Origin of the sequence: Dissulfurimicrobium hydrothermale (assembly GCF_022026155.1) — a bacterium.
GTDB lineage: Bacteria > Desulfobacterota > Dissulfuribacteria > Dissulfuribacterales > Sh68 > Dissulfurimicrobium > Dissulfurimicrobium hydrothermale.
The window spans coordinates 1,192,726-1,215,287 of the sequence record NZ_CP085041.1; the positions used below are offsets into that span (position 1 = coordinate 1,192,726).

The following is a 22,562-nucleotide window of genomic DNA, read 5'->3' on the forward strand; positions in this document are numbered from 1 at the left end:
CCCTTTTAATTAAGTATAAAAATTAAAGACACCCCCAACCTAAAACACGTCTTTCACCGCACCTTCCAGATAACCACCCTCCTTTTTTTAGATTTATGCCGTCAATCCAGCAGTTCGCCCCGTGCGCTGACGACTATCTTTTTAAGCGGGATCGAGACACTCGCCCCTTCCATGGCCTTGTTCAAAATGCCCAGCATGGAAGAACAGCACGGCACCTCCATGATGACCGTCGTAAGCGATTTTATCTGGGCTTTTTTGAATATCTCAATAAATCTTTCCACATATTCATGGGCGTTGTCAAATTTGGGGCAGCCTATAAGCAGGACCTTGCCTGGCAGGAGGTCCATGTGAAAGGCCGGATAGGAAAAGGCGGTGCAGTCAGCCGCCACCAGGAGGTCCGCCCCTTTAAGAAATGGTGCGGCAGGCGGGACAAGCCTTATCTGCACAGGCCAGTGAGTAAGTGCGGAGCGGAGAGAGCCAAAATTGACCGGCTGATTGGCCCTGGCGCATGCGTCTTTTTGAGGACCAAATTCCTGCACGAGCGTGGACGGGCAGCCGCAGCCCAGTGCCGCTCCTTGAATCGCACCCTTGGTCTCGGCAGGCATTGGACTGCTCAGGTGTCTATGGGCCGCCTCTTCATCGAAGTCATCGGCAACTCTTTCTACAATCCTCAGCGCCCCTTGAGGACATTCGCCGAGGCAGGCTCCGAGGCCGTCGCAGTATCTCTCGGCCACAAGCCTTGCCTTGCCGTCTATTATCTGGATCGCCCCCTCAGCGCAGGACGGGACGCACTTGCCACAGCCGTTACAGAGGGCCTCATCAATCTCAATGATCTTTCTCAACGTTTTCATCTTTGTTTTCCTTTTTTGTCTCTTTTTCTTTCAGGAGTCTCTCGCGTTCTTCCCAGAGTTCCTTTGGCAGACTCCCGATGCACTCCTTGGCATAGGGACAGTAGGAAGCGCAGCCCATGTCCAGGTTGGGGTTCCGGATCTTATGCCCGCAGTTCGGGCATGTACGCCAGGCATCGTCTTTGAAAAATTCCACATCGTCGCCGCAATTGGGACACTTGGTCTCAAAGATGGCGTCTGACCTCCAGTATCTCGTGTCCTGCCCTGGGCATTTCATATCTAGCCCCCGTAAGTGTTTGACAAGGAGGGTCTTGTCCCTCCTTGTCGTCGTGTTTGTTGTAATTACCCCAAAATGGCCTTCAGGTCTTCATCCGGGGTGGTTATAGGTTTGATGTCATAGTTCTTGACCAATACATCGAGCACATTGGGCGTAATAAACGCTGGAAGGCTCGGCCCAAGTCTTATATTTTTTATGCCCAGAGAGAGAAGCGTCAGCAGGATCGCGACAGCCTTTTGTTCGTACCAGGAAAGGACCATTGAGAGCGGCAGCTCATTTACGCTGCAATTAAACGCCTTGGCAAGGGCGACCGCGATCTGGATGGCTGAGTATGCGTCGTTGCACTGGCCGATGTCTAGGAGCCTCGGGATGCCGTCTATGTCTCCAAGGTCCTTGTCGAAGAAGCGGAACTTGCCGCAGGCAAGGGTGAGGACAATGCAGTCCTTTGGCACCTTTTCCACAAATTCAGTGTAGTAGTTGCGCCCTGGTTTTGCCCCGTCGCAGCCAGCCACCAGGAAGAAGCGGCGGATATTGCCTGCCTTTACCGCCTCGATAACCTTGTCCGCAACGGACAATATGGCGTTTCTTGCAAAGCCCACCATCACCGAGCCTTTATCCGTGTCTTCAGCAAAACCAGGCATCTCCAGGGCCTTTTTTATCACAGGGCCAAAGTCCCGGTTCTTTATATGTGCGACATCCGGCCAGCCTACAAGCCCGCTTGTGAATATGCGGTCTTTATAGGAATCAAGCGGTTTCTGGATGCAGTTTGTGGTCATCACGATCGGCCCGGGAAACCCTGGAAACTCCTTGTGCTGGTTCTGCCAGGCCGTACCATAGTGGCCATAGAAGTGAGAATACTTCTTAAGGCCTGGATAGCCGTGGCATGGGAGCATCTCACCGTGCGTATAGACATAGATGCCCTTTCCTTCGCTCTGCTTCAGTATCTCTTCGAGGTCCTTGAGGTCGTGACCGGATACCAGGACGGCCTTTCCTTTCTTTGCCCCCAGCGGTACCTTTGTCGGCACAGGGTGGCCGTATGCGCCGGTGTTTCCGGCATCCAGAAGCTCCATGGCCCTCAAGTTTATCTCGCCGCATTTTAAGACAAGGCCGACCCAGTCGTTAAGGCCAAGGCCCTTGTCAAGGGTTGCGGCAAGGCCTTCATGGATGAAGGCATAGACCCTGTCGTCTTCCTGACCCAGTATCTGGGCGTGGTCTGCATATGCGCAGATCCCTTTAAGGCCATAGACCAGGGTCTCACGAAGTGAGCGGATATCGGGATCAACTGCCTCGCCGTTGGACATCACCCCATGTGCCTCCCCCTGCTTGACCATGCCCTCAAGGGTGTCTGCCGGCTTGAATGTGGCTGGTCCTTCACAGAAATCCGCTTTGCCGCCCGCTGCCTTCACCTTCTCTTTAAGTCTGTCCCTGAGCTCAACGGTTCGTTTTATCAGCCCTTCGAACCGCTCCGGGTCAAAGTCCACGTTGGTAAGCGTTGAAAATACGGCTTCGCAGGTAAATACGTTTGCCTCATGGTCGACGACACCGACCCTCCTTCCCTCCACGGCATAAAGGGCGAGGCCCTTTACTGCATAGATCAAGAGGTCCTGAAGCGCCGCAACATCGGGCTGTTTCCCGCATACGCCTATCGTCGTGCAACCCTTGCCCTTGGCCGTCTGTTCACATTGAAAACAAAACATCTGATTATTCCTCCTTGTGATGGTTGTGCATGGCGTCTATTCTTAAAGGGAACTTCTTAAAAGAATATCGGCCTTTTGATTGGACAATACAATGGAAACCAGGTGATAGCCTTGACTTAAGTCAAGAAGATAGAATTTTAAATATTATCGGCTTTTCTATGAACTCATGCAGCCCTTTTTTCTGCTTTTCTGCTCCCTGCCCTATTTTAGGTCATGCAGTCGCCATTTTGCTCGATCTTCAAAGTTACACCAAAAAATAGTTACTTAATAACTAAATTTGGTTATATAATAAAAATGGATACAGAGAGAATTAAATACAAGCTAGAGGATTTTTTATTTTAACATCGATAGTATCTTGCTTAATTTTATTAAAAATCCTTCGGTGATGTCTTGATAGCCTGGGCCCTTCTCAGGGCATCCATCAAAGGGGGTGAGTCTGCCTACAAGTCTTAGGCGTCGAAGATAGTTGATTCGATATGATCGAAATTGATTGTAAAAACAGGAGGTTATTTACTGCTTTTACCGGGTGAGACCGGGTTTCAGAAAAAACGGCATAGTTGTAAATCTATCATATTGGGTATTTCCTGCCTTATGTAAAGAGGCCGATCGTCATGCTCTATGACCTTTGGGAGCCGCGTCTGTCATACACCCATGAAGACTGGATGACATTTCATGGAGGGGTTGGGCTTACGCCGACACGGGGTCCGCTTTCTCCTCAACCTATATGGGATGCAGGTTTTTTGTTGAGCCTCCCGATATTTCACACTTGGCCCAGTCCTGTCTTATGAGGCGTATGCCAGAAATCTCGACCATTTTACCCTTGGAAACGGCGGCTATTATAGCCCTCAAACCCTTCTCTTGCTTGGCATGTCAGGACGGTTTCTTACAAAGGAGTTGAAGTACTTCGTGCTTAAAGGTAACATAGATTTAGGTTGACAGTATAAATATGAGGCGGAAAGCCCGGCCTTTCCACTCGATCATGAAAAAGACCGGCTCTATGCCCCTTATCCTTCAAATTTTAAAAATGGGCTGAATTTTTCCACCGAGTTCCTTGGGGCCGTCAGGGTGTCTGACAGCTTGATCTTTTCGGCAGGCGTCGGGATAAGGCGCAGCCAGGATTATAACGACAACAACTTCATGGTCTTTTTGACCTATACCTTTGGCGGGCGAGGCTCGATTATTCGATCCGACCTCAAGGAAAGATCCTTTGAGGAGATGTATTGATTCATGGCGCAGGCCTTGTTCATCCAGATAATCTCTCCGCTTTCAGGGAGTGTTGTCACTTCAGGCGAAATTCTGGCGCAGGCGCAGGTGACCTTGGACTGCGGCCTTCCCGCCTGCGCAGGAGGTAGATTCAATCCCGAACGGTTCAAGGTGGCGGCTGCGCTATTTAGAGATGACGTTCGTATTTCCGAGGCAACCATGACTTACAAAAAAGACATCGGCATATCTGAATGTAGGTTTGAGTTGATGGGTGTGGGCGATTACACGCTCCAGGTTGAGGCCTATGACCCAGAAACAGGCCTGGCGGGAAGGAATGCGGTCAAGTTTCATGCAAAAGGCCCGTTGAGCCCCAGTCTTCCATAGGGCGTAACGATTGAGTCTTTAATGTATTCTCCGTCTTCTATGGCGCACCCGTCCCAGATGACAGACCTCGATAGGGTGACCCCCCTTCCAACCTTTACGCCGTCTCCCATTACGCACCATCCATCAATGCTGGTATCAGGCTGAAGGTTTGAATCGGCACCGGCAAATACAGTCCAGCCTTTTTTTTTCAAAAGGGCCTCGTGCGCGGCAAGATAACCCCTTACGCTTCCTATGTCTTCCCAGAGATAGCCAGGCTTAAGTTCATCCGCCATAAGTGCTATGATGTCTTCGCCTGCCCCTATGGCATCAGAAAGGGTGTCAATCAAGGAACTTGGAAAATGATCAGGCATTGACCTTATAAGCGCGGATTCAATGACAGATATCCCTGTAAATGCAAGGGCGCCACGGCCTTTAAAGCTAAAGTTGCTGACACGCCTGCCCGTGACCTTTATGCTGTTAAATGTTGGGTGATCGTGCAACACCATCGTTGCAATGGGGTGTTTCTGGCAGTGGACCTCGAATACGGCCTTAAGGTCTATATCCGTAACCACGTCGCTGTTTATCAGCAATATCGGGCCGTCTTCAAGGCAGGGCATGGCATTCTTAAGCGCCCCGCCTGTGCCGAGGAGAAACGGTTCTTTAACAATGACGATTTCCTGGCCCAGATTCCATCCGGAGATTGCGCCAATCAATAGATTTGTCAGGTGACAGGCGTTTATGACTATTTTTTTAAAGCCTGCGGCCTTGAGCCCATCCAGTATTCGTCTTACCGATGGGGTATTGAGGACAGGAAAGAGGGGCTTTGGGAGGTGAGAGGTCAAGGGCCGCAGGCGGCTTCCCAGGCCCGCAGCCAAAATCATGGCCTGCATTTTCAGGCTATCCCTGGCTAAGCCGCCTTTTCTCCTGCGCTTGCGATCTTTTTAGGGTCCTGGGCAGGCTTTTCAAGGGGTTTTTCAGGATTTGCCGCGTCTTCTGTCTCCTTTAGCCCTCTTTTAAAGGAATTTATGGCCTTTCCGAGCCCTGCGCCTATTTCAGGCAGCTTTTTTCCGCCGAATACGAGAAATGCTATGAGAAGTATGATTAGAAGTTCTTGCGCCCCGAGTCCAAACATGAGCCGGTCCTCCATATTAAATTGAAATCAAGTCGTTTGCTATTACTACTCAGACAATTTTGCCATTCCCGAAGGTTTAATCGGGGATCTAGTTTATTTGGCTATTTGGTTGATCCGTAGCTGTGCAACCCTGACAACAGGAAATTTACACCAAAATATGTAAAGATTACTGATATAAAACCTATTATCGCCAAGATGGCTATCTTACGGCCCGTCCATCCTTTTATGAATCTGGCGTGGAGGGCTATGGCATACACGAACCAGGTGATAAGCGACCAGGTCTCTTTAGGATCCCAGCTCCAGTAGGTACCCCACGCCTCGTTGGCCCATATGGCACCGGTTATGATGCCGATACTGAGCCACAGAAAGCCGAAGACTATAGTCTGATGCATGAGCGAATCCATAACCCTTTTGCTGGGTAGCACGCCAAGCAAACCGCTTGAAGCCTCTTCTCCGCCCTTGCTTTTTATAAGATACATGATCCCGAGGCCGCATGCCACTGCAAAAGAGGCGTATCCTAAAAAACAGGTGATGACATGGGCTATGAGCCAGTTGCTTTGAAGGGCCGGTATGAGCGGCTGGATCTCGTCGTGCACGTCAGGGCTGAACGACGCATAGGCCATGGCGAATGTGGCGAACGGGGTTGAGAATGCGCCTATCACCCTGTTTCTGACCCGCCATTCTATGACCAGATACACAAGTATAGTGACCCACGAAAAAAATACAAGGGATTCATAGAGGTTTGATAGCGGCACATGCCCATATCCCAGCTGGTATGACTCCGTCCACCTGAGGCCCATGCCTACAGTCTGGACCAAGAATCCAGTGATGGTTACTGCCGTAGCGAGCACCCCCAATTTTTGTACCCTGAAAACCCATGTCGTCAGGTAAAGGACAGCTGCTGCAAGGTAAATGAATGTCGTAACACTCAAGAGAAAAGAACTGGATAGTGTCATGCCTTGTCTCCAATCGCCCGTTCTACAGCCTCTCTGATCTTTGTGAAGTCCTTTTCAAATGCCAATTGATTTTTGTTTGCCTGGCCTGCCAAGAGGACGGTCATCTTTCCGTTTTTTTGTCCTATCCAGAGCCATATCCTTGAATGAGCGACCCAGAAGACAACTATAAAGCCGAGTATTAATGCCGTACATCCAAGCCAGACTATCCATACGCCAGGGTCCTTTTTGACTTGAAGACCCGTCATGTAGCGGTTTTTTGCATCCACAAGAGAGATCTTATATGTATTGCCGCCGAGGCTCAGTTCTCTTTCGTGGCCTTTTAGAAGCCATACTGTATCAGCCTCTCCATTAGGCGACGCCGCCCATACCTGGGCTGCCGGCTCGCCGTGGATGCTCGGCAGATATTGAATTATTCCGACAGAGAGCCTCCCCTCCGGCCATGCCACCCTTTCCATGGCTGGCACTGTCAGTGAACCCTGCCTGCCGTTGGACGCAATTATATGTAGATTGACTTCAGGGATACTGTTGTAACTTGCCTGATAAAAGGTGACGCCTTTATAGGTCAACGGGGAATTCACCATTATCGATTTGTGGAGCACCTCTTTGCCGTTTTCCAGGATAGTGAGGTCGGATACATATCTTTTGGGTGCACCGTTGTCATAAAAATCCACCGCAAATTTGTCGCATCGTACATCAAAACCAAGCGGTATATCCTCAAACGTCGAGCGGTTTATCACGTGATCGGTGGTTTCACCTTCAAAGAGCTCTACATAGCCCTTAAATCCCCAGAACAATCCGACCAAGGCGCCGATAAATATGATTATAATGCTACTGTGCAGGCCGTAGACCCCCCAGTAGCTCCATTTTCCCTTTTCGACCAGGTATAGGCGTCTATCGCCCGTGTCCCTTTCTTTTGGGATCCCGGCCGCGTTTTTAAAGGAATTCAATATGGGATCCAAATCCGCCTCTTTGTCTTTAAGTACCCATTCTTTTTTCAATTGAAGCCTTGAGAGATAATCGGGACCGCATGAAAGGCTGTCGCGTTTGAATATCCTGAGTGTAACGGGGAAGCGGTTTATAGTGCATACTACAAGGTTCAAACTGAAGAGGAGCAAAAGGGATACGAACCACCAGGCATGATATGTATCGTTAAGTCGCAGTGTGCTTATTATCTTGAAGAGATCCTGGCCGTATCTTTCAAGATAAAATTGGTCGGCTTCGCCTTGAGGGATTAGGGTGCCAATGATCGAAGTGACGGCAAGGGTGATGAATAGAAATACAGCCAACTTGATAGAGGCGAGGGTATTCCATAAAGGGTTGCCCTTGCGGCTCGTATTTGTCTCCATAAATTCGCTGGGCTAAGGCCTAGATGACATTGGGATCAACAATGTGCATTTTTAATATCAAATGCCTTTTCGAGGGTTTTGATCGCACCTTTAACTATGCCTTGCCTTCTCCTTGCTTATAAGGAATTTTTGGCCGCTGTATTCTGTTTGTCATTGCGATATACAGCAGATCCGCCATCCCCCCAACCTAAACACGCCAAAACCCCCTCTCCATGGGCATGACGCCTAGAGTCCCAAAGATTTGCGGCTCAATTTACCGCCTGTATATTTTTATGTCAATGAGGTTATTTTAAGGACAGCGACCGCCCTTTCCTGCTTTTATATAGTCTGATGGCGTAAGGAAAAAGGGCGGCCGTGGGGATCAGTAATTTAGAACTGCGTTGGCCTCAAGCACTGTATGCACAAGGCGGCCTGCCTTGATGGGTTGTGCGCCTTCGACCATCATATCGAGCGAGATGCGGCGTTCCTCAATACACGGTATGCAGATGAAGAGCTTACCTCCGAGTCTAATAAAGTCATCCACCATTTTTTTGAGGGGTTCAAGCCCTGGTGCCACTATGTGCTCATAGACCCCCTTTTTGGCCGTAAGCACGCCTTTGGCCTGTAGTATCACGGTCACCTCAACATCCATCGCCAGGGCGGCGTTGGCCACTACAAAGGGAAGTGATGCCTTTTCAGGGTCTTCCGGACCATGGGTTACAATTATGACCAGTTTTTCACTCTTGCTCTCCGACATTTTCATCCTCCTATTTTATATTTTATTTGATTTTATTCGTAATGGTCCTTCATCTTCCGGCTTTTGGTCTAACGCCATGTCGCAGGTGATGGGAGGCGCATAGCGAAGTTTTTGCAAGACTAGCAGCTGCTATGGGTCAGTCAAACATGTGCACAATAGGCCTTGGCAAGATACTCTGATATATCAGTAACCTTTAGATCTACATCGGCCTTGGCTGCTGCACCTTGCAGGTTTACAAGGCATATCGGGCACATGGTTGTTATTTTATTGCCGCACTCGGCAAGCTGGCCCAGGCGTTTTCGGGCGATCTCATGCGCCTTGCCTGGAAAGAGCGATTCTATAGGTCCTCCGCAGCAATGGGTGAGCCTTTCAGAGAGTTCAGGTTCATGGAGTCTTGCCCCTGTCTTTTTAAGTAGAAGTCTTGGCTCTTTTGTGACGCCTTCATGCCTTGCATAGACGCATGAGTCATGGATGACAAGGTCAGCATCAAGGGGGTTTCTGGCGTCTGTATCTTGTTCACAAAGGACTTCGAGATAGCTTGCGACCTCAAGGTCATAGCCCTTGATGAATTTTGGATATATAGTCCTCAGCATATTTGTGGTGTGTGGATCTACGGTAATTACACGCCTTACTTTATTTTCTTTTAAAAGCCTATAGACCTTCCGTGCGTGCATCTCAAAGACATGGTCGATCCCCTGGTCGAATATGAGCGCCCCTGTATAAAGTTCTCTTTCAAAGAGACAGCCAAAGTCAACCTCTGCCTCCTTGAGCAACATGGCGATATTCCGCAGGTAATTGTTATATCGCGCCTGTTCCTCCGGGGATGGGCTGCCCATGAATGTAATGAGGTTTACGGCCTTGTTTGCAATGCGACCCATCCAGAAATATCTTGTCAGGATCGAGTTTTCAAGACCGGCCATCTTCTCGGCCATGATCTTGATGGAGGGAATGAGCTGATACATGTGTCCAGTGTAGATGATGGTCTCTCCACCCTCTTTTATTCCGAGTCCGTCTGCCCAGGCCGAAATCAACCTCTTCGGCAGTGGGAGTACACTGCCTCTCAGCCTTATATTGTCGGTCAAGATACCAAGGATATCTCCTATAGGAAGTGGCATGGCGCAGTTCCTTTATAATCCATATACGTGCCTGCCTATATATCTCCTGAGGACCCTGATGTTTTCCGCAATTCTGACCCCTTCCGGGCAGTTGTCCTCGCACATCCTGCAAAGCAGGCACGAATAGATGGCGTCTTTATTTTCCATGAGTTTGTCTTTCATCCCCATAAGGACGTAGCGAAATAGTATCCTTGGAAGGATATTGATCCCCATGGGGCAAAGGGCTGTACATGTGCCGCAGTTAAAGCACTGTGCTGCATTGAACTTGTCGTACGACCCTATCTCTTTTGAGAATTTTATGTCAAGCCTTTGCATGATCCTGGCCCATCCTTCCGACAAATTTGTATCGGAAGTAGTCGTCCCTTCTGTTTTTGGGTATCTCTTCTATATATCCATATCTCCGCATGGCCATGACAATCCTTACCATCTCATGCGAAGGGAGGTTCAATGCGTCGGCAAGTTCCGGTATTGTCTTAGGCCCTTCGTGCAAGAGGCCTGCTATCTTGTCTTTGAGATACATTTCGTCCCGCATGACCTCGCGAATATTTCGATTTGACTGCCTTTCCATCACTTGGCCTCCCTTGCCATAGCTGAGATCATAGACCTTATCTGGGCGTCTGTATAGCCTTCTATGTCGATTGCCCTTTTAGGGCATGCCGGGACGCAGGCCCCGCAGCCCTTACAGGCCGCCGGGTTGATCCCGGCTATTTTTTTGTCTTTGATTTCGACTTGCCTTATGGCGTCAAATGGGCATGCCGGGACGCAGGCCCCGCACCAGGTGCAGATATCGGCATCCGCCTTGGCAACGAGCGGTTCGATGTCTACATGTCCCTTTAGCAAGAGTCCTGCAGCCTTAGCGGCGGCAGCTAGAGAGCTTGTTACGCTTTCAGAGAGGGTCTTCGGGCCTTGCGCCGTACCAGCAATGAATATACCATTCATCACCGTCTCAACCGGCCTCAGTTTTGGGTGTATCTCGGTGAAAAATCCGTCCTTGCCTATAGGTATCTTTAATATGCCGGAAAGCCTGCCGCCTTTGCCTGGTGTCATGCCGGTTACAAGGACCACCAGGTCGGCGCCTATCTCTATTTCCTCGTTGCCGGTTAGCCTATCCTTGACCCTGACGAGCAGTCCTTCGTTAGTTTTTTCCACGGTCGGTGGTTCGTCCGGATCATACTTAAGGAAAAGCGAGTCAGCTTCAAGCGCCCGAGTATACAGCAATTCATATTTTCCATATGTCCTTATGTCGCGATAGATGTGGAATTGTGAGATATGGGGGTCGAGTTTATGGGCCAAAATGGCGGTATGAACCGCCGAGGCGCAGCAATAGCGCGAGCAATAGGTATATCGATCGTCGCCGGCGGACTGTCTTGATCCTACGCAGTAGATATAGACGATGCTTCGGACCGTCTTACCCGCATATTCCACCCCTCTTTTCTGTTTGGCAAGGAGTTTTTTGTATTCAGGAAGGGTGATGACCCCTTTGATTCCATAGCCAAACTCACCGTTTTTTGGCGTGTATGGAGAGAAGCCGATGGTTACGATAATCGCTCCAACATTAAAGGAGGCGGGGTTTTGTCCTTTTATGTCTACTTTTATCAGAAAGTTTCCAACGCTCCCGCCCTTTTCAACGACTTCCGCCTCTGTAAATAGTGTTATGTTCTCATGTTCTATTGCGGCCTTTGATAGTGAATGAGCCATTTCTTCCCCGTCTCTGTCGTCAGGAAACAACCTTCCTAGGCCTTTGATGAAGCCTCCTGGCTCCGGTGAACGCTCTACAAGATAAACTTTCAGACCCATATCGGCCAGGGCGATTGCACTCCTGAGCCCGGCCGCTCCCGCCCCTATGATGAGCACGCCTGGTGTCGTATCTACACGGATTTCTTGAAGGGGAATTGCGAGTCTGGTCCTTGCCACACCTGAACGGACAAGCCTGACGGCCTTTTCGGTTGCCGCCTGCCTGTTGTGGGTGTGGGCCCATGAACACTGTTCCCTGATATTGACCTGTGTGTACCTGTATGGATTGAGCCCGGCCCGTTCGGCCATGGCCCTGAAGGTCTGGAGGTGCAGCCTGGGGGAGCAGGAGGCTATAACAATTCCGTCGAGGCCGTTTTCTTTGATTGCCCGAATCATCTCCTGCTGGGCGGCGTCGGAACACGAGAACATATTGGTCTTGGCAAAGACTACGCCTTTTTCGTCTTTTATGACGTCACGGACCTTCTCTACATCTACATAATCGGAGATGTTCCCCCCACAGTGGCATATGAATACCCCGATCTTCTTGTTTTCGGCATCAGTGTTCATCTTTCGCCGCCTTTTTTAGATAAGCTGCAATTTGGGCAGCAGCAGCCCCTGCATGTAGCACACTGTCAGGTATGTCCCTTATGCCGGAGGCCGCCCCCGCCACAAAAACCCCTTCGATGTTGGTCTGTCCCGGTTCAATGGCTTCGTCTGATTCGGCTATGAAGAAGGAATTCGGGTCGACCCCAAGCCCTTCGCCTTTAAAGCAACCGAGCATATCCAAGTTGGGCAGCCCACCCACCGAGAGTGCTACAAGGTCGTGTTCAGCCTTTTTAACCCCGCCGCCCCCTTCTATGTCTTCATAATAGAGTATGAGATCATGGTTGACAGTCTCTTCAATACGGGCCACCTTGCCCTTTATGAAGCGGACGCTCATAGCCTTGGCTTGTTCGTAAAATTCGTCATAGCCCTTGCCAAAGGCCCGTATGTCTATGTAATAAATAGTCACCTCGGCTATAGGCAGGGCACCCATGATGAGCTGCGCTTGTTTGACCGAATACATGCAACAGATGCGGGAACAGATTGAGTTTTTGATCGTCTTGTCCCTTGAGCCGGTACAGAGGACAAATGCAATGTTGTTCGGCGCCTTGCCGTCAGAGGGTCGGAGGACAGCGTTATAAGGCCTAGTCGGTGCAAGAAGGCGGTCCATCTGCATAGCGTCTATCACATTTGGGAAACGGCCGTATCCGAGTGCCGGTTTATTTTTTGCATCAAAGAGATTAAATCCCGTCGTTATAAGTACCGCTCCAACGGTCAATTCTAATTCTTTTGGCCTCATATCAAGCGAGATAGCCTCTGCCGGGCAGACAGCAACACATCGATGGCATTCGGAACATCCGCCGCAATCCAGACAGCGGTTTGCCTCGAGGCGTGCCTCTTCGTCAGTCATGAGGGTGGCGTTAGGCTTGATAGGCATCCTGTGTGTTATCCCATTCGTTGTCCTTGACAGCACATCTTGTTTATCGGCCGCATGGAATCTGTCGTCAAACTTGGCACACTTCAGCGGTTCACCTTTGAGGTAGCGGTCGATATAAAATGCAGCCCGCTTGCCCTGAGCTATGCCAAGGATTGTCTTGGAAGGATCTGTAGCCGCGTCTCCTCCTGCAAAGACATGGGGAAGGGAAGCCTGGAGCGTCTCTTTATCGGTTTCTATGGACTTATTGGGTCTGAGCTTGAGATCGCAGATAAGTCCAGCGGTGTTTTTTGATTTATTGGCACTTGATCGATCAAGGGCGATATATACAGCATCAAACCCTTCGTCTTTTAGGGTTTTGAGTGATATCGGGCCGATGTTGGTCATCACCTTGACGCCAACGGCCGTTATGTTTTTGATGTCGCGGTCCAGGATGCGTTCTGGCAGGCGGCCGTTTTTTACCGCATCGCGAAGTATGCCGCCTATCTCTGCTTCTGACTCGAATATCGTGACCTCGTAGCCGGATTTGGCCAGAAAATAGGCTGCGGCAAGCCCCGACGGACCTGATCCTGCTACAGCCACTCTTTTGTCGTTTTTATTTTTTGGTGGTCCATATTCAGGCTCGGCGTGGTTTTGATAATATCTATCAGCCATAAATTGTTTGATGGCACGTATCCGGACAGGCCCTTCAAGCGTACTTCTCGTGCATCTTTTTTCACATGGTGCGAAACACAATCTACCCAGGCTTCCAGGGAGAGGTGCATCCTCCATGTGTAGATGAAATGCCTCGTCAAACCTGCCGGCACGTACAAGGGAACAGTAACCATGGGCCTTGACGCCGCCAGGGCAGGTGTGTGAACAAGGTGATTGTCCGTGCCTTTCTATAATAGCCTTCTTGGGCACGGCCTGCGGAAATGGTATGTAGATAGCGCGTCTGGCGATCATGCCGCTGTTGAACTGGTCAGGGATCGCTACGGTACAAGCGAATTCGCACTGTGAGCACCCAGTGCACCTTGTATGGTCAACAAAAGTGGGTTTTTTTTCAATTTTTACAGTGAAGCCGTCGCCTCTTTTTAGTATTTCCTTGACCTCACTGTAGATCAAGATGTCGATATTCGGGTGATTAGCCGCCGCTGCCATCTTGGGTGTGGATATACAGCTTGAGCAATCGAGTGTCGGAAATACCTTGCTCAGTAGAATCATCTTGCCGCCGATGCTGGCTTCTTTTTCTACCAGAAGCGTCTTGAAGCCCATGTCTCCAAGAGACAAAGCGGCCTCCATTCCTGCGATCCCGGCCCCGATTACAAGGACGCCATAATCCATGACATATCCCTTTCTTTATGTCTTTGCTTGATCCATTTCGCCAAGTGCCTTGTGGAATTTTTTTATGTGACTCACAAATGACTCGGAACAGACCGAGCATATTGCAGCCATTTTAAGCCGCCTTGGATCGAGCCCATCGGCCCTTAACATCTCCTGCGCATTTTTCACGATCTCGGCCGTTCTGTCTGTGCAATCGGTAAGATATGGGCAGTCAGTACCGTCAGCGGCTATGAACACACCATCGAAGCCTTCTTTTAAGGCATAGATCACCCATTCAGGTCTTATTCCACTGGAGCACGGCACAGAGATCGACACCACTGACGCCGGATAGTCCATGTGCGATGCCCCAGCAAGGTCTATCCCAAGATCGGAGATGCTGTTGGTGGAAAACACCAATATCTTTGGACCGCCCTTATCGTCGTACATAAGATTATAACCTTAAGTAAAGTAGTATCTATTTTTTTCTCTTTACAAATAGCCTCCAATAACCCGCTTCTTCAAGCGTGCCCAAGAATTCATGTCCTACCTTGTCTGCCCAGAGCGGCAGGTCGTCGTTAGTGCCTTCATCAGAAGAGAGCACCTCCATGATTCCGCCCACCGGCACCGAAGCTATTTCACGTTTTGCTGCCAGCAAAGGACCGGGGCAAGCCGTGCCTCTTGCATCGATCGTCTTGTCTGCCTTTAAATTTTTAAGATCCGTGGCCATCTTTATTTCTCCATATTTTTTTTAAATCTTTATATATGTAAGATAGATGATTGTCAATCATTTTTATGAATCATTATTTTATTATTTGGTATTAATTTATTGAAATAACTAAAAAATTATTAAAATCTAATTTTTTAGTTAGGATCTTATGCTCAAAAATATTATTGACAAATAGCATATTATAATTTAACTTTTGCTCATTATTATAAAATATAAGGAGAAGGACGATGAAGGTTGCAGTCAGTGCAAAAGGACAGGATATGAGTGCCATGATCGATCCAAGATTTGGAAGGGCGGATTATCTGCTTATAATCGACGCATCTTCCAGAAAGATGCTCAAGGTCATAGACAACAGGGGATCGCAGAATGCGGCCCAGGGTGCCGGGATAAATACCGCAAGCCGTATAGTGAATGAGGGGGTAGAGGTGGTCCTTACCGGTAGAATGGGCCCCAAGGCCTTTGATGTGCTTAGGGCTGCGGGCGTAAAGATCATTTCCGGGGTATCAGGTACTGTGGGCGAGGCGTTAGATGGTTTTTTGAAAGGTGATTATCAAGAGTCAAGCGGCCCTGATAATCCAGGGCATTTTGGAGGTGCAGGTATGGCTATGGGTAGAGGTATGGGTGGCGGCAGAGGCCGTTGTAGGGCCTTCATGACAGGCATGGGCATTGCGGTCGATCGTTTTATGGGTGGGTGCCTCGGCTTAGGGAGGGGCATCGGCATTAGGGCCCGAAGACGGGACTTTTCCTGTCTGAGGGGTGTGGATAGGGGTATCGGTATGATCAGTGGCCGAAGACGCGGTGTTTTCTTTCCAAAAGGCGTTTAGCCGATGGAGATCGCCGTTGCAAGCGGAAAGGGCGGGACTGGCAAAACCACTGTGGCGGTCAGTTTGGCACTGTGCGCTGAAGGCGTATCAGTGCTCGCTGATTGTGACGTCGAGGAGCCGAACTGCCATATCTTTTTAAGGCCGCTAATAGAAGAGAGGCTGCTGGTAGATTTGTCTGTGCCGGTCGTCGATCTAGGAAGGTGTGATTATTGTGGAAAATGCAGAGATATCTGTCGATTCAACGCAATAACCGTATTTGGGAAAAATATCATGACATTCCCTGAAATGTGTCATTCCTGCGGCGGCTGTTTCCTCGTGTGCCCCCAAAAAGCCATAATCGAAGGCAGGCGCGAGATAGGTGTGATCGAAAAGGGAAGGGCGAGTGATGTTGTCTTTGTCAGTGGCACTTTGAAGATAGGAGAGGCCATGGCCCCGCCGCTTATAAAGGCGGTGAGGGCACATGGTAAGGCCTATAAGGAGGAGGCCGAAGGCAAGAAGAGGTGTGTCGTAATAATAGACGCCCCGCCAGGGACCTCATGCCCTGTCATAACGGCAGTCCGCGGTGCTCAGTATACCATCCTTGTCACAGAACCAACGCCCTTTGGTTTAAATGATCTCAAGCTTGCAGTTGGTGTATTGAAAAGGCTCAATCAGCCATTTGGTGTGATTATAAACAGATCCGATATAGGTGATGATCAAGTGGAGGATTGGTGCCAGACGCAGGGGATACCAATCCATATGAAGATACCATTTGACCGTCGGATTATAGAGGGATATTCAAGGGGTGAGCCGCTTATAACGACCTGTCCCGATCTCAAACCTGTGTTTGATGGTTTGTTGAGAAGGCTTTGTGTATGAAGGAGATAGTCGTAATAAGCGGCAAAGGCGGCACAGGCAAGACTACAATCGTTGGCGGTCTAGCAGTGTTGATGGAAAATAAGGTCTTGGCTGATTGTGATGTGGATGCCGCTGATCTACACCTTATACTTGCCACCAAGGTTATCGAAACATACGATTTCAAGGCAGGGGTGAGGCCGGTTGTAGATGAAAAGAGATGCACGGCCTGCGGTACATGTGCCGGGCTTTGCCGTTTTGACGCCATAGAGATCCAGAAGATTGCAAAAATAGATGAATTTTTATGCGAGGGTTGCGGGGTCTGTGTCCATTTCTGTCCCGAATCAGCCATGTCGCTCAGAGAAAATACCTGCGGTGAATGGTATGTCTCCGATACCCCTTACGGTCCAATGGTACACGCTAGGCTTGGTATAGGTGAGGAAAATTCAGGGAAGCTTGTAAGCCTTGTGAAGCAAAAGGCAAGGCAGATCGCCGAAGATATCGGCTCGGATTTCATTCTGATCGACGGTCCGCCAGGGATCGGATGTCCTGTAATCTCGTCCCTTTCAAATGCAGACGCTGTGCTCGTGGTCACAGAGCCGACGCTTTCCGGTCTTCATGACCTTGAGCGAGTTATCGATCTTGCAAGACACTTTAAGCTTTTATCGTGTGCGTGTATAAATAAATGGGATATAAATCCAGAGATCTCCGCTCAAATAGAGGGAATATGTTTGAAGAAAGGTGTTCGAGTGATAAGCAGGCTGCCTTTCGACCGTGAGGCCGTAAAAAGCATTATAGCGAGAAGGCCGATTGTAGGGTACGATAGAGGGCCGATAGCCGATTCAATAAGGCGGCTCTTCAACGGATTGACGATCTTGCTTGATTAACCATAATGAATGATTGGAGGAAAGAGCTGTGGAAGCAACACAACAAAATGTCAGGGCGAATCCTGTTCTTGACCAACAGGACCAGATGATAAAGCAGAAGCTTGACAGGATTGAAAACAAGATAATGGTCATGAGCGGCAAGGGCGGGGTCGGCAAGAGCACCGTGGCCGTAAATCTGGCGCTCGGTCTCTCCCTTGAGAATTTTTATGTGGGTCTTTTGGATGTCGATCTGCATGGTCCAAATGTCCCGAAGATGCTCGGCCTTGAAAGGGGTGAGCTTAAACGGAGATCTGACGGGACGGTGGGGCCGGTGTTTTACTCGCCCAATCTCCAATTTATGTCGGTTGAACCGCTCCTGCCAGAAAAAGACTCGGCTGTCATGTGGCGCGGGCCCCTGAAGATGTCGGCCATCAGGCAGTTCATCTATGACATCGAATGGGGAGATCTTGATTACCTTGTGATAGACGCACCCCCAGGCACTGGAGACGAGCCAATGACCATTGCACAGATGATACCAGATGCCTTTGCGGTGGTCGTCACCACCCCGCAGGAGGTCTCTCTGCTTGACGTCAGGAAGTCAATAAGCTTTTGCAGACACGTAAATATGCCTATTCTGGGGATTGTTGAGAATATGAGCGGTATGATCTGCCCGCACTGTGGGAAGGCGGTGGATGTCTTCAAAAAGGGCGGTGGTGAAAAGCTTGCTGAAGAGCTCGGCATAACGTTTCTTGGGCGTATCCCTGTTGACCCAAGGATAGTGACCACCGGTGATGCTGGAAGACCGCTTGTGGCTGCATATCCAAACAGCCATACGTCAGAAGCCTTTGAACAAATTATAAGGAATACAATAAATGCAACGCAGGCGCTACGGGCGGAAAAGAAGGCCAGACAGGCCTCTGGGCGACAATGATATCATGGATGAAGGAGGGACAAATGAAGATCGCCATGCCTATAGATGGTCAAATGACAGCGGGCCACTTCGGCCATGCACCAAAATTCGCTTTTGTAGATGTAAAAGACGGCCAGCCAGGGGTGATTGCCATGCTCGCACCGCCTCCTCATGAACCTGGTGTTATACCAAGATGGCTCCATGAACAAGGGGTAACTCATCTTATCTGTGGCGGCATTGGGGCAAGGGCAGTGGAGATACTTACGGCGTCCGGTATAAATGTCATAGCAGGCGTTCAACCCATGGAGCCGAGTGAGGCGGTGAAGGCATTGCTTTCCGGGAGGCTCAAGGGGGTGGCCGGATCTACATGCGCAGGCCACAGTCATGGCCATGAGCACGGTCATAGTTGCGGCGGACACTAGAGAGATGGCACTTGGTTATGTTTCACAAGATAAGGGCTGTATTTTTCTTGATATTTGCCGTGAGCAGCTATGTATTGCTGGGTTCAATAGCCATATTGCTCTCTCTACTTACAGGGACAGGGGATTATGGTCATAATCTGGGAAGGTTCTGGTCAAAGTTGCTTTTTATAGTGGCGGGGTTGAGGCTAAATGTCACAGGATCTGAAAATATCCCGTTGGGCAGGCCTGTAGTCTTTGCATCTAATCATGCAAGCCAGCTTGATATACCTGTCTTATACCTTGCCTTGTGCGTACAGTTTCGGTTCTTGGTAAAGAAAGAGCTTTTTAAGATCCCGCTTTTCGGTCAGGCCATGCGTATGGCCGGCTATATACCGATAGATAGATCGGGCGGCAAGACTGCGGTCTTGGGCCTGAGAGATGCGGCCAAAAGGATCAGGGAAGGCACGTCGATCGTTGTCTTTCCGGAGGGGACGAGGAGTAGTGACGGCCGTCTTCAACCTTTCAAGACAGGTGGTATAAAGGTGGCCATAGAATCGGGTTGTCCAATAGTTCCTGTGGCGATAAGTGGCAGCCATAAGGTGCTTCCCAAGGGTAGTCTAATGATAAGGCCGGGGGGGATCATCTCTGTATCCATAGGTAGGCCTATTGACCCTAAAGGTTCAAGAGACGATCTGACAAAAGAGGTATGGGATGCAATAAACGCCATGCTCGGCAACCTAAACCGGTCTGATCCAAGGGTGCAATCATGATTTTTCCTTCGCATAAGACGAAGATCGTGTGCACTATCGGTCCTGTTTCAAGCGGGCCGGATGTGCTTGAGCGGATGGCCAGGGCAGGTATGGATGTGGCCAGGCTTAACTTGGCCCACGGCGATTTTGACAGTCACAGAATGGTTGTCTCCAACGTCAGATGGGCGGCTGATGCGGTCGGCAAGAAGGTGGCCATCCTTGCTGATCTCCCCGGCCCAAAGATGCGTGTTGGAAGGCTTAAGAAAGAGCCTTTAGAGCTTGATTACGGGAAACGTATCGTTTTGTTCGTGGGTGATGTACAGGAAGGCGCGGACGACAATCGGATCCCTGTGAGTTTTGATGGTCTTTCAAAGGCTGTACGCAAAGGAGATAAGGTCTATCTGAACGATGGGTTCATTCAGCTTGAAGTGGAGGGGATTGATAGAGGTGACGTCCAATGCAGGGTCGTTGTGGGCGGCACGCTCAGGTCGCACAAGGGTATAAATCTCCCTGGGATCGATCTTGGCGTAAGGGCTGTCACTGAATATGATCTTAAGTGTCTCGCCTTTGCAGCGGATGAGGGGATTGATGCGGTCAGCATCTCTTTTGTACGGGACGAAACGGACATAAAATACCTTAGAGATGCGGCATCGACTATTGGCTATGACCCGTTTGTAATAGCAAAGATAGAGCGGAGAGAGGCCCTTGAACATATTGACGCCATCCTTGAGGCTGCGGATGGTATCATGGTGGCAAGGGGTGATCTCGGGGTCGAGATCCCCATAGAAGAGGTCGCTGCTGTGCAGAAGCGTATTATCCGCAAGGCCAGACTTTTCTGCAGACCTGTTATAACCGCCACGCAAATGCTCGAGTCCATGGTGGAAAATAGTCGCCCGACCAGGGCTGAGGTGACCGATGTGGCGAACGCCATCCTTGACGGTACTGATTGTGTGATGTTGTCCGAGGAATCCGCCATGGGGCGGTATCCTGTTGAGGCTGTGTCCATGATGTCAAGGATCGCTGAGGTGACGGAAAACGAGCCAGATTTTTATAATATGGCATTATCTATATCCGTTAGTCAGGTCCCAGGAAAAGAGACAACATCCGTAGAAGATATCATAGCCGAGGGCGTCTGCGGAGCTGTCAGGAGTTTGAGGCCGATTGCAGTCGTCACGCCGACTGCCAGCGGGGCCACTGCACGGAGAGTCGCGCGTCTCAGACCCAGTGTATGGATTGCAGCCCTCAGTTTTGACGAGAAGACGTGCCGGCGGCTCGTATTTTCATGCGGCGTTTATCCTGTCCATGTGTCCGAGGATGTATCAAGCTGGGGGGCCTATTGTCGCAAATGGTTTTTGCAGATGGGCGTTACAAAAGGTCTTGTTGTTCTTACGCAAGGGCCATCAATCTGGCATCCAGGCGGCACAAATCGCATGGAGATCATGGATCTCGAGCGGACCTAGCAGATTTGTAAGTGCCTATAGAGTTTTCATTTGGTGTCTATTTTTTTTGAGGCATGGCATGGAGTTTCACAGCCCCTTTTTGAACGAGCTCAAGATATGATTCCCTTATTTTTTCGAGCTGAGACATCAGCTTAATGAACTGTTGATATATATTGAAATATTCCGATTCCTCTTGGGCGAATCGCACTTGGACAAATTGCATGCCGATGCCTGTTTTCTCACCGTTTTTGTGCTGTATGTAACCCTTGAGGGGTATTGGGCCGATCACAGGCAATTCTATTAGCATATCCATGACCTCTCCCTCGTCGATGGGCACCTCGGTTTCTACAAAACATCCATAAAGGGAAATATTCGAGGTATGACCTAAGATGTCTTGCGACGGAAAATATACGCGCAAGTGTAACGGATGACGCTGGGTTTTACGGCGTTCGTTCATATGGTCTCCTTAGTATCGCATTGCCGACCAGAAGGTATTTTTTTAGTGGTCTTTATGTATTCGCTAGACATGTTACTTAATGGTTGATCTGATTTTGCCCCTTTTAATTGTAGCCGGTCTTGGATATGCCGAGACGGATTTCTTTTTAAAAGAATGTCCATTATTATACATTTTTTCAAGCCTTGCCCTTGCAAAAAAATCCTTGGGTGGCAAAAAGGCCGCGATGACCCTTGCAAGTTCAACGCTGATCACGTCGCCAGGTCTTTTTTCACCTGCCCATTCGCCGTCAAGTTGTATCTGTACGGGGGTCTTTACTGCGATATTTATAAGCTTGGCCGTGATCGGCCTTATTTGGGCTGATAGGGGAGCAAATCTGCCCTTCGCCAGAAATTTTATATATTCGCACATATCATCAAGTTTATATATATTAAGGATACCGTCGGAGCGGTCTGCGCCTTTGGAAAGCCTTCCTCCGCCAGCATAATATTCTATATTGGAGAGGATAAAACTGAAATTTCCTTTTAATGTAAAAGAGTCCTTTTTCCCGGTATGATCGGTTAATGAGATATCTAGTTCAGGGATAGACCCTTTTACCGTATTTCTTATTATGCTTTTGATCCCTGCAAGGAGATAAAATAGCTTATTTTGTCTGATGCTTGGTGCGGCACTGTTCTTGAAATATCTGCGCATTTTGTAGAAGGAGCGCACTATGGAGGCGTCAAGGCCGATGCCCATGTAACCAAGGAAGGTATCGCCATGCCCCAATGACCATACGTCGATCGGTTCAACTCTGCCGTTTGCAAGGGCCGTAAAAAAGAGCGGTAGTCCGCCTGTATCCCATACGTCCCACCAGCCAAGGCTTCTTGCGATATCATTTCCTGTACCTAGCGGTAGGATTGCAAAAGGCGGAGGATTGACTAATTTAGATAATATCCTGGTTACTGTGGAGACCGTCCCGTCTCCACCTGCGATGACAATAAGTTTTTTGCTGCCGGTAAGGGAAAGCACTTGGTTCTCGATGCGTTTGGGGTCTGTAAAGACCGTTTGGATGGAAAAACTCGGGCACTGGACCCCGCCTTCAATCTCATCGGCGATCCTGGCGCCTAGCCCTGATCCGGCGACCGGATTTATTAAAAATAAATAGTCCATAGTTTTTATATTATATGGAC

Annotated in this window: 26 protein-coding genes and 1 pseudogene; 10 read left to right on the forward strand and 17 right to left on the reverse strand. The window is 49.4% G+C overall.

The features are described 5' to 3' along the window. Nucleotides 1–101: 101 nt before the first annotated feature. From LGS26_RS05720 to hcp, 3 genes are all read right to left on the reverse strand, one after another. Nucleotides 102–851, reverse strand: coding sequence for an ATP-binding protein (locus tag LGS26_RS05720; protein ID WP_237887789.1), 750 nt, complete (start codon nt 849–851; stop codon nt 102–104). Next, nucleotides 826–1,125, reverse strand: coding sequence for a hypothetical protein (locus LGS26_RS05725; protein WP_237887791.1), 300 nt, complete (start codon nt 1,123–1,125; stop codon nt 826–828). Before LGS26_RS05725 ends, LGS26_RS05720 begins: the two co-directional genes overlap by 26 nt. A 65-nt stretch (nt 1,126–1,190) precedes the next feature. Continuing rightward, the gene (hcp, locus tag LGS26_RS05730; RefSeq protein ID WP_237887793.1) at nt 1,191–2,822 is read right to left on the reverse strand and encodes a hydroxylamine reductase; all 1,632 of its coding nucleotides are present in this window, start codon (nt 2,820–2,822) and stop codon (nt 1,191–1,193) included. A gap of 611 nt (nt 2,823–3,433) precedes the next feature. Between hcp and LGS26_RS05735 the strand changes: the two genes are divergently transcribed. The 3 genes and pseudogenes from LGS26_RS05735 to LGS26_RS05745 all read left to right on the forward strand — a co-directional run bounded on the left by LGS26_RS05735 (nt 3,434) and on the right by LGS26_RS05745 (nt 4,409). Continuing rightward, nucleotides 3,434–3,610, forward strand: a complete 177-nt coding sequence (locus LGS26_RS05735; RefSeq protein ID WP_237887795.1) for a hypothetical protein — start codon at nt 3,434–3,436, stop codon at nt 3,608–3,610. Beyond that, a pseudogene (locus LGS26_RS05740) lies at nt 3,600–4,046 on the forward strand (cellulose synthase subunit BcsC-related outer membrane protein). The gene LGS26_RS05735 and the pseudogene LGS26_RS05740 overlap by 11 nt, the downstream one beginning before the upstream one ends. A 3-nt stretch (nt 4,047–4,049) precedes the next feature. Further along, the gene (locus LGS26_RS05745; RefSeq protein WP_237887797.1) at nt 4,050–4,409 is read left to right on the forward strand and encodes a hypothetical protein; all 360 of its coding nucleotides are present in this window, start codon (nt 4,050–4,052) and stop codon (nt 4,407–4,409) included. On the opposite strand, the gene LGS26_RS05750 is transcribed toward LGS26_RS05745, so the two are convergent. From LGS26_RS05750 to LGS26_RS05805, 12 genes are all read right to left on the reverse strand, one after another. Next, complete coding sequence (locus tag LGS26_RS05750) at nt 4,373–5,278, reverse strand: sugar phosphate nucleotidyltransferase (protein ID WP_237887799.1); 906 nt, start codon at nt 5,276–5,278, stop codon at nt 4,373–4,375. The genes LGS26_RS05745 and LGS26_RS05750 overlap by 37 nt on opposite strands. A 17-nt stretch (nt 5,279–5,295) precedes the next feature. Next, nucleotides 5,296–5,520 carry a twin-arginine translocase TatA/TatE family subunit gene (tatA, locus tag LGS26_RS05755; RefSeq protein WP_237887801.1) on the reverse strand — a complete coding sequence of 75 codons (225 nt, stop codon included), beginning with the start codon at nt 5,518–5,520 and terminating at the stop codon, nt 5,296–5,298. Nucleotides 5,521–5,621: 101 nt separating this feature from the next. After that, nucleotides 5,622–6,476 carry a c-type cytochrome biogenesis protein CcsB gene (gene ccsB / locus LGS26_RS05760; protein WP_237887803.1) on the reverse strand — a complete coding sequence of 285 codons (855 nt, stop codon included), beginning with the start codon at nt 6,474–6,476 and terminating at the stop codon, nt 5,622–5,624. Continuing rightward, nucleotides 6,473–7,822 carry a cytochrome c biogenesis protein ResB gene (gene resB, locus LGS26_RS05765; RefSeq protein ID WP_237887805.1) on the reverse strand — a complete coding sequence of 450 codons (1,350 nt, stop codon included), beginning with the start codon at nt 7,820–7,822 and terminating at the stop codon, nt 6,473–6,475. The genes ccsB and resB overlap by 4 nt, the downstream gene beginning before the upstream one ends. A 361-nt stretch (nt 7,823–8,183) precedes the next feature. After that, a complete protein-coding gene (locus LGS26_RS05770) occupies nt 8,184–8,558 on the reverse strand; it encodes a DsrE family protein (protein ID WP_237887806.1) in 375 nt (124 codons plus the stop codon). A gap of 140 nt (nt 8,559–8,698) precedes the next feature. Then, the gene (locus tag LGS26_RS05775) at nt 8,699–9,673 is read right to left on the reverse strand and encodes a (Fe-S)-binding protein (protein WP_237887808.1); all 975 of its coding nucleotides are present in this window, start codon (nt 9,671–9,673) and stop codon (nt 8,699–8,701) included. A gap of 12 nt (nt 9,674–9,685) precedes the next feature. Continuing rightward, a complete protein-coding gene (locus LGS26_RS05780; RefSeq protein ID WP_237887810.1) occupies nt 9,686–9,988 on the reverse strand; it encodes a 4Fe-4S dicluster domain-containing protein in 303 nt (100 codons plus the stop codon). After that, the gene (locus tag LGS26_RS05785) at nt 9,975–10,241 is read right to left on the reverse strand and encodes a MarR family transcriptional regulator (RefSeq protein ID WP_237887812.1); all 267 of its coding nucleotides are present in this window, start codon (nt 10,239–10,241) and stop codon (nt 9,975–9,977) included. The genes LGS26_RS05780 and LGS26_RS05785 overlap by 14 nt, the downstream gene beginning before the upstream one ends. Beyond that, nucleotides 10,241–11,974 (reverse strand): CoB--CoM heterodisulfide reductase iron-sulfur subunit A family protein, encoded by a 1,734-nt coding sequence (locus LGS26_RS05790; protein WP_237887814.1) that lies wholly within the window; start codon nt 11,972–11,974, stop codon nt 10,241–10,243. Before LGS26_RS05790 ends, LGS26_RS05785 begins: the two co-directional genes overlap by 1 nt. Next, nucleotides 11,964–14,207, reverse strand: a complete 2,244-nt coding sequence (locus LGS26_RS05795) for an FAD-dependent oxidoreductase (RefSeq protein WP_237887816.1) — start codon at nt 14,205–14,207, stop codon at nt 11,964–11,966. The genes LGS26_RS05790 and LGS26_RS05795 overlap by 11 nt, the downstream gene beginning before the upstream one ends. Before the next feature lie 15 nt (nt 14,208–14,222). Next, complete coding sequence (locus LGS26_RS05800; RefSeq protein WP_237887818.1) at nt 14,223–14,633, reverse strand: hydrogenase iron-sulfur subunit; 411 nt, start codon at nt 14,631–14,633, stop codon at nt 14,223–14,225. A gap of 28 nt (nt 14,634–14,661) precedes the next feature. Beyond that, nucleotides 14,662–14,913 carry a sulfurtransferase TusA family protein gene (locus LGS26_RS05805; protein WP_237887820.1) on the reverse strand — a complete coding sequence of 84 codons (252 nt, stop codon included), beginning with the start codon at nt 14,911–14,913 and terminating at the stop codon, nt 14,662–14,664. A gap of 227 nt (nt 14,914–15,140) precedes the next feature. Between LGS26_RS05805 and LGS26_RS05810 the strand changes: the two genes are divergently transcribed. From LGS26_RS05810 to pyk, 7 genes are read left to right on the forward strand one after another with little or no spacing between them, the layout of a single operon-like run. Beyond that, nucleotides 15,141–15,737, forward strand: a complete 597-nt coding sequence (locus LGS26_RS05810) for a NifB/NifX family molybdenum-iron cluster-binding protein (RefSeq protein WP_237887822.1) — start codon at nt 15,141–15,143, stop codon at nt 15,735–15,737. Between the two features lie 3 nt (nt 15,738–15,740). After that, nucleotides 15,741–16,595, forward strand: coding sequence for an ATP-binding protein (locus LGS26_RS05815; protein ID WP_237887824.1), 855 nt, complete (start codon nt 15,741–15,743; stop codon nt 16,593–16,595). Continuing rightward, nucleotides 16,592–17,458 carry an ATP-binding protein gene (locus LGS26_RS05820; RefSeq protein ID WP_237887826.1) on the forward strand — a complete coding sequence of 289 codons (867 nt, stop codon included), beginning with the start codon at nt 16,592–16,594 and terminating at the stop codon, nt 17,456–17,458. The genes LGS26_RS05815 and LGS26_RS05820 overlap by 4 nt, the downstream gene beginning before the upstream one ends. A gap of 28 nt (nt 17,459–17,486) precedes the next feature. Continuing rightward, entirely contained in the window at nt 17,487–18,368 is an 882-nt protein-coding gene (locus LGS26_RS05825) for an Mrp/NBP35 family ATP-binding protein (protein WP_237887828.1), read from the forward strand. A 23-nt stretch (nt 18,369–18,391) separates the two neighbouring features. Next, complete coding sequence (locus LGS26_RS05830; protein ID WP_237887830.1) at nt 18,392–18,769, forward strand: NifB/NifX family molybdenum-iron cluster-binding protein; 378 nt, start codon at nt 18,392–18,394, stop codon at nt 18,767–18,769. Between the two features lie 17 nt (nt 18,770–18,786). Beyond that, nucleotides 18,787–19,518, forward strand: coding sequence for a lysophospholipid acyltransferase family protein (locus LGS26_RS05835; protein WP_237887832.1), 732 nt, complete (start codon nt 18,787–18,789; stop codon nt 19,516–19,518). Then, nucleotides 19,515–20,957: a pyruvate kinase gene (gene pyk, locus LGS26_RS05840; RefSeq protein ID WP_237887833.1), complete on the forward strand. Its 1,443-nt coding sequence runs from the start codon at nt 19,515–19,517 to the stop codon at nt 20,955–20,957. Before LGS26_RS05835 ends, pyk begins: the two co-directional genes overlap by 4 nt. A gap of 37 nt (nt 20,958–20,994) precedes the next feature. On the opposite strand, the gene LGS26_RS05845 is transcribed toward pyk, so the two are convergent. Then, on the reverse strand, nt 20,995–21,393 hold the full coding sequence (locus tag LGS26_RS05845) for a PilZ domain-containing protein (protein WP_237887835.1): 399 nt from the start codon (nt 21,391–21,393) through the stop codon (nt 20,995–20,997). A 72-nt stretch (nt 21,394–21,465) separates the two neighbouring features. Continuing rightward, nucleotides 21,466–22,542, reverse strand: a complete 1,077-nt coding sequence (locus tag LGS26_RS05850) for a diacylglycerol/lipid kinase family protein (protein WP_237887837.1) — start codon at nt 22,540–22,542, stop codon at nt 21,466–21,468. Nucleotides 22,543–22,562 lie beyond the last annotated feature (20 nt).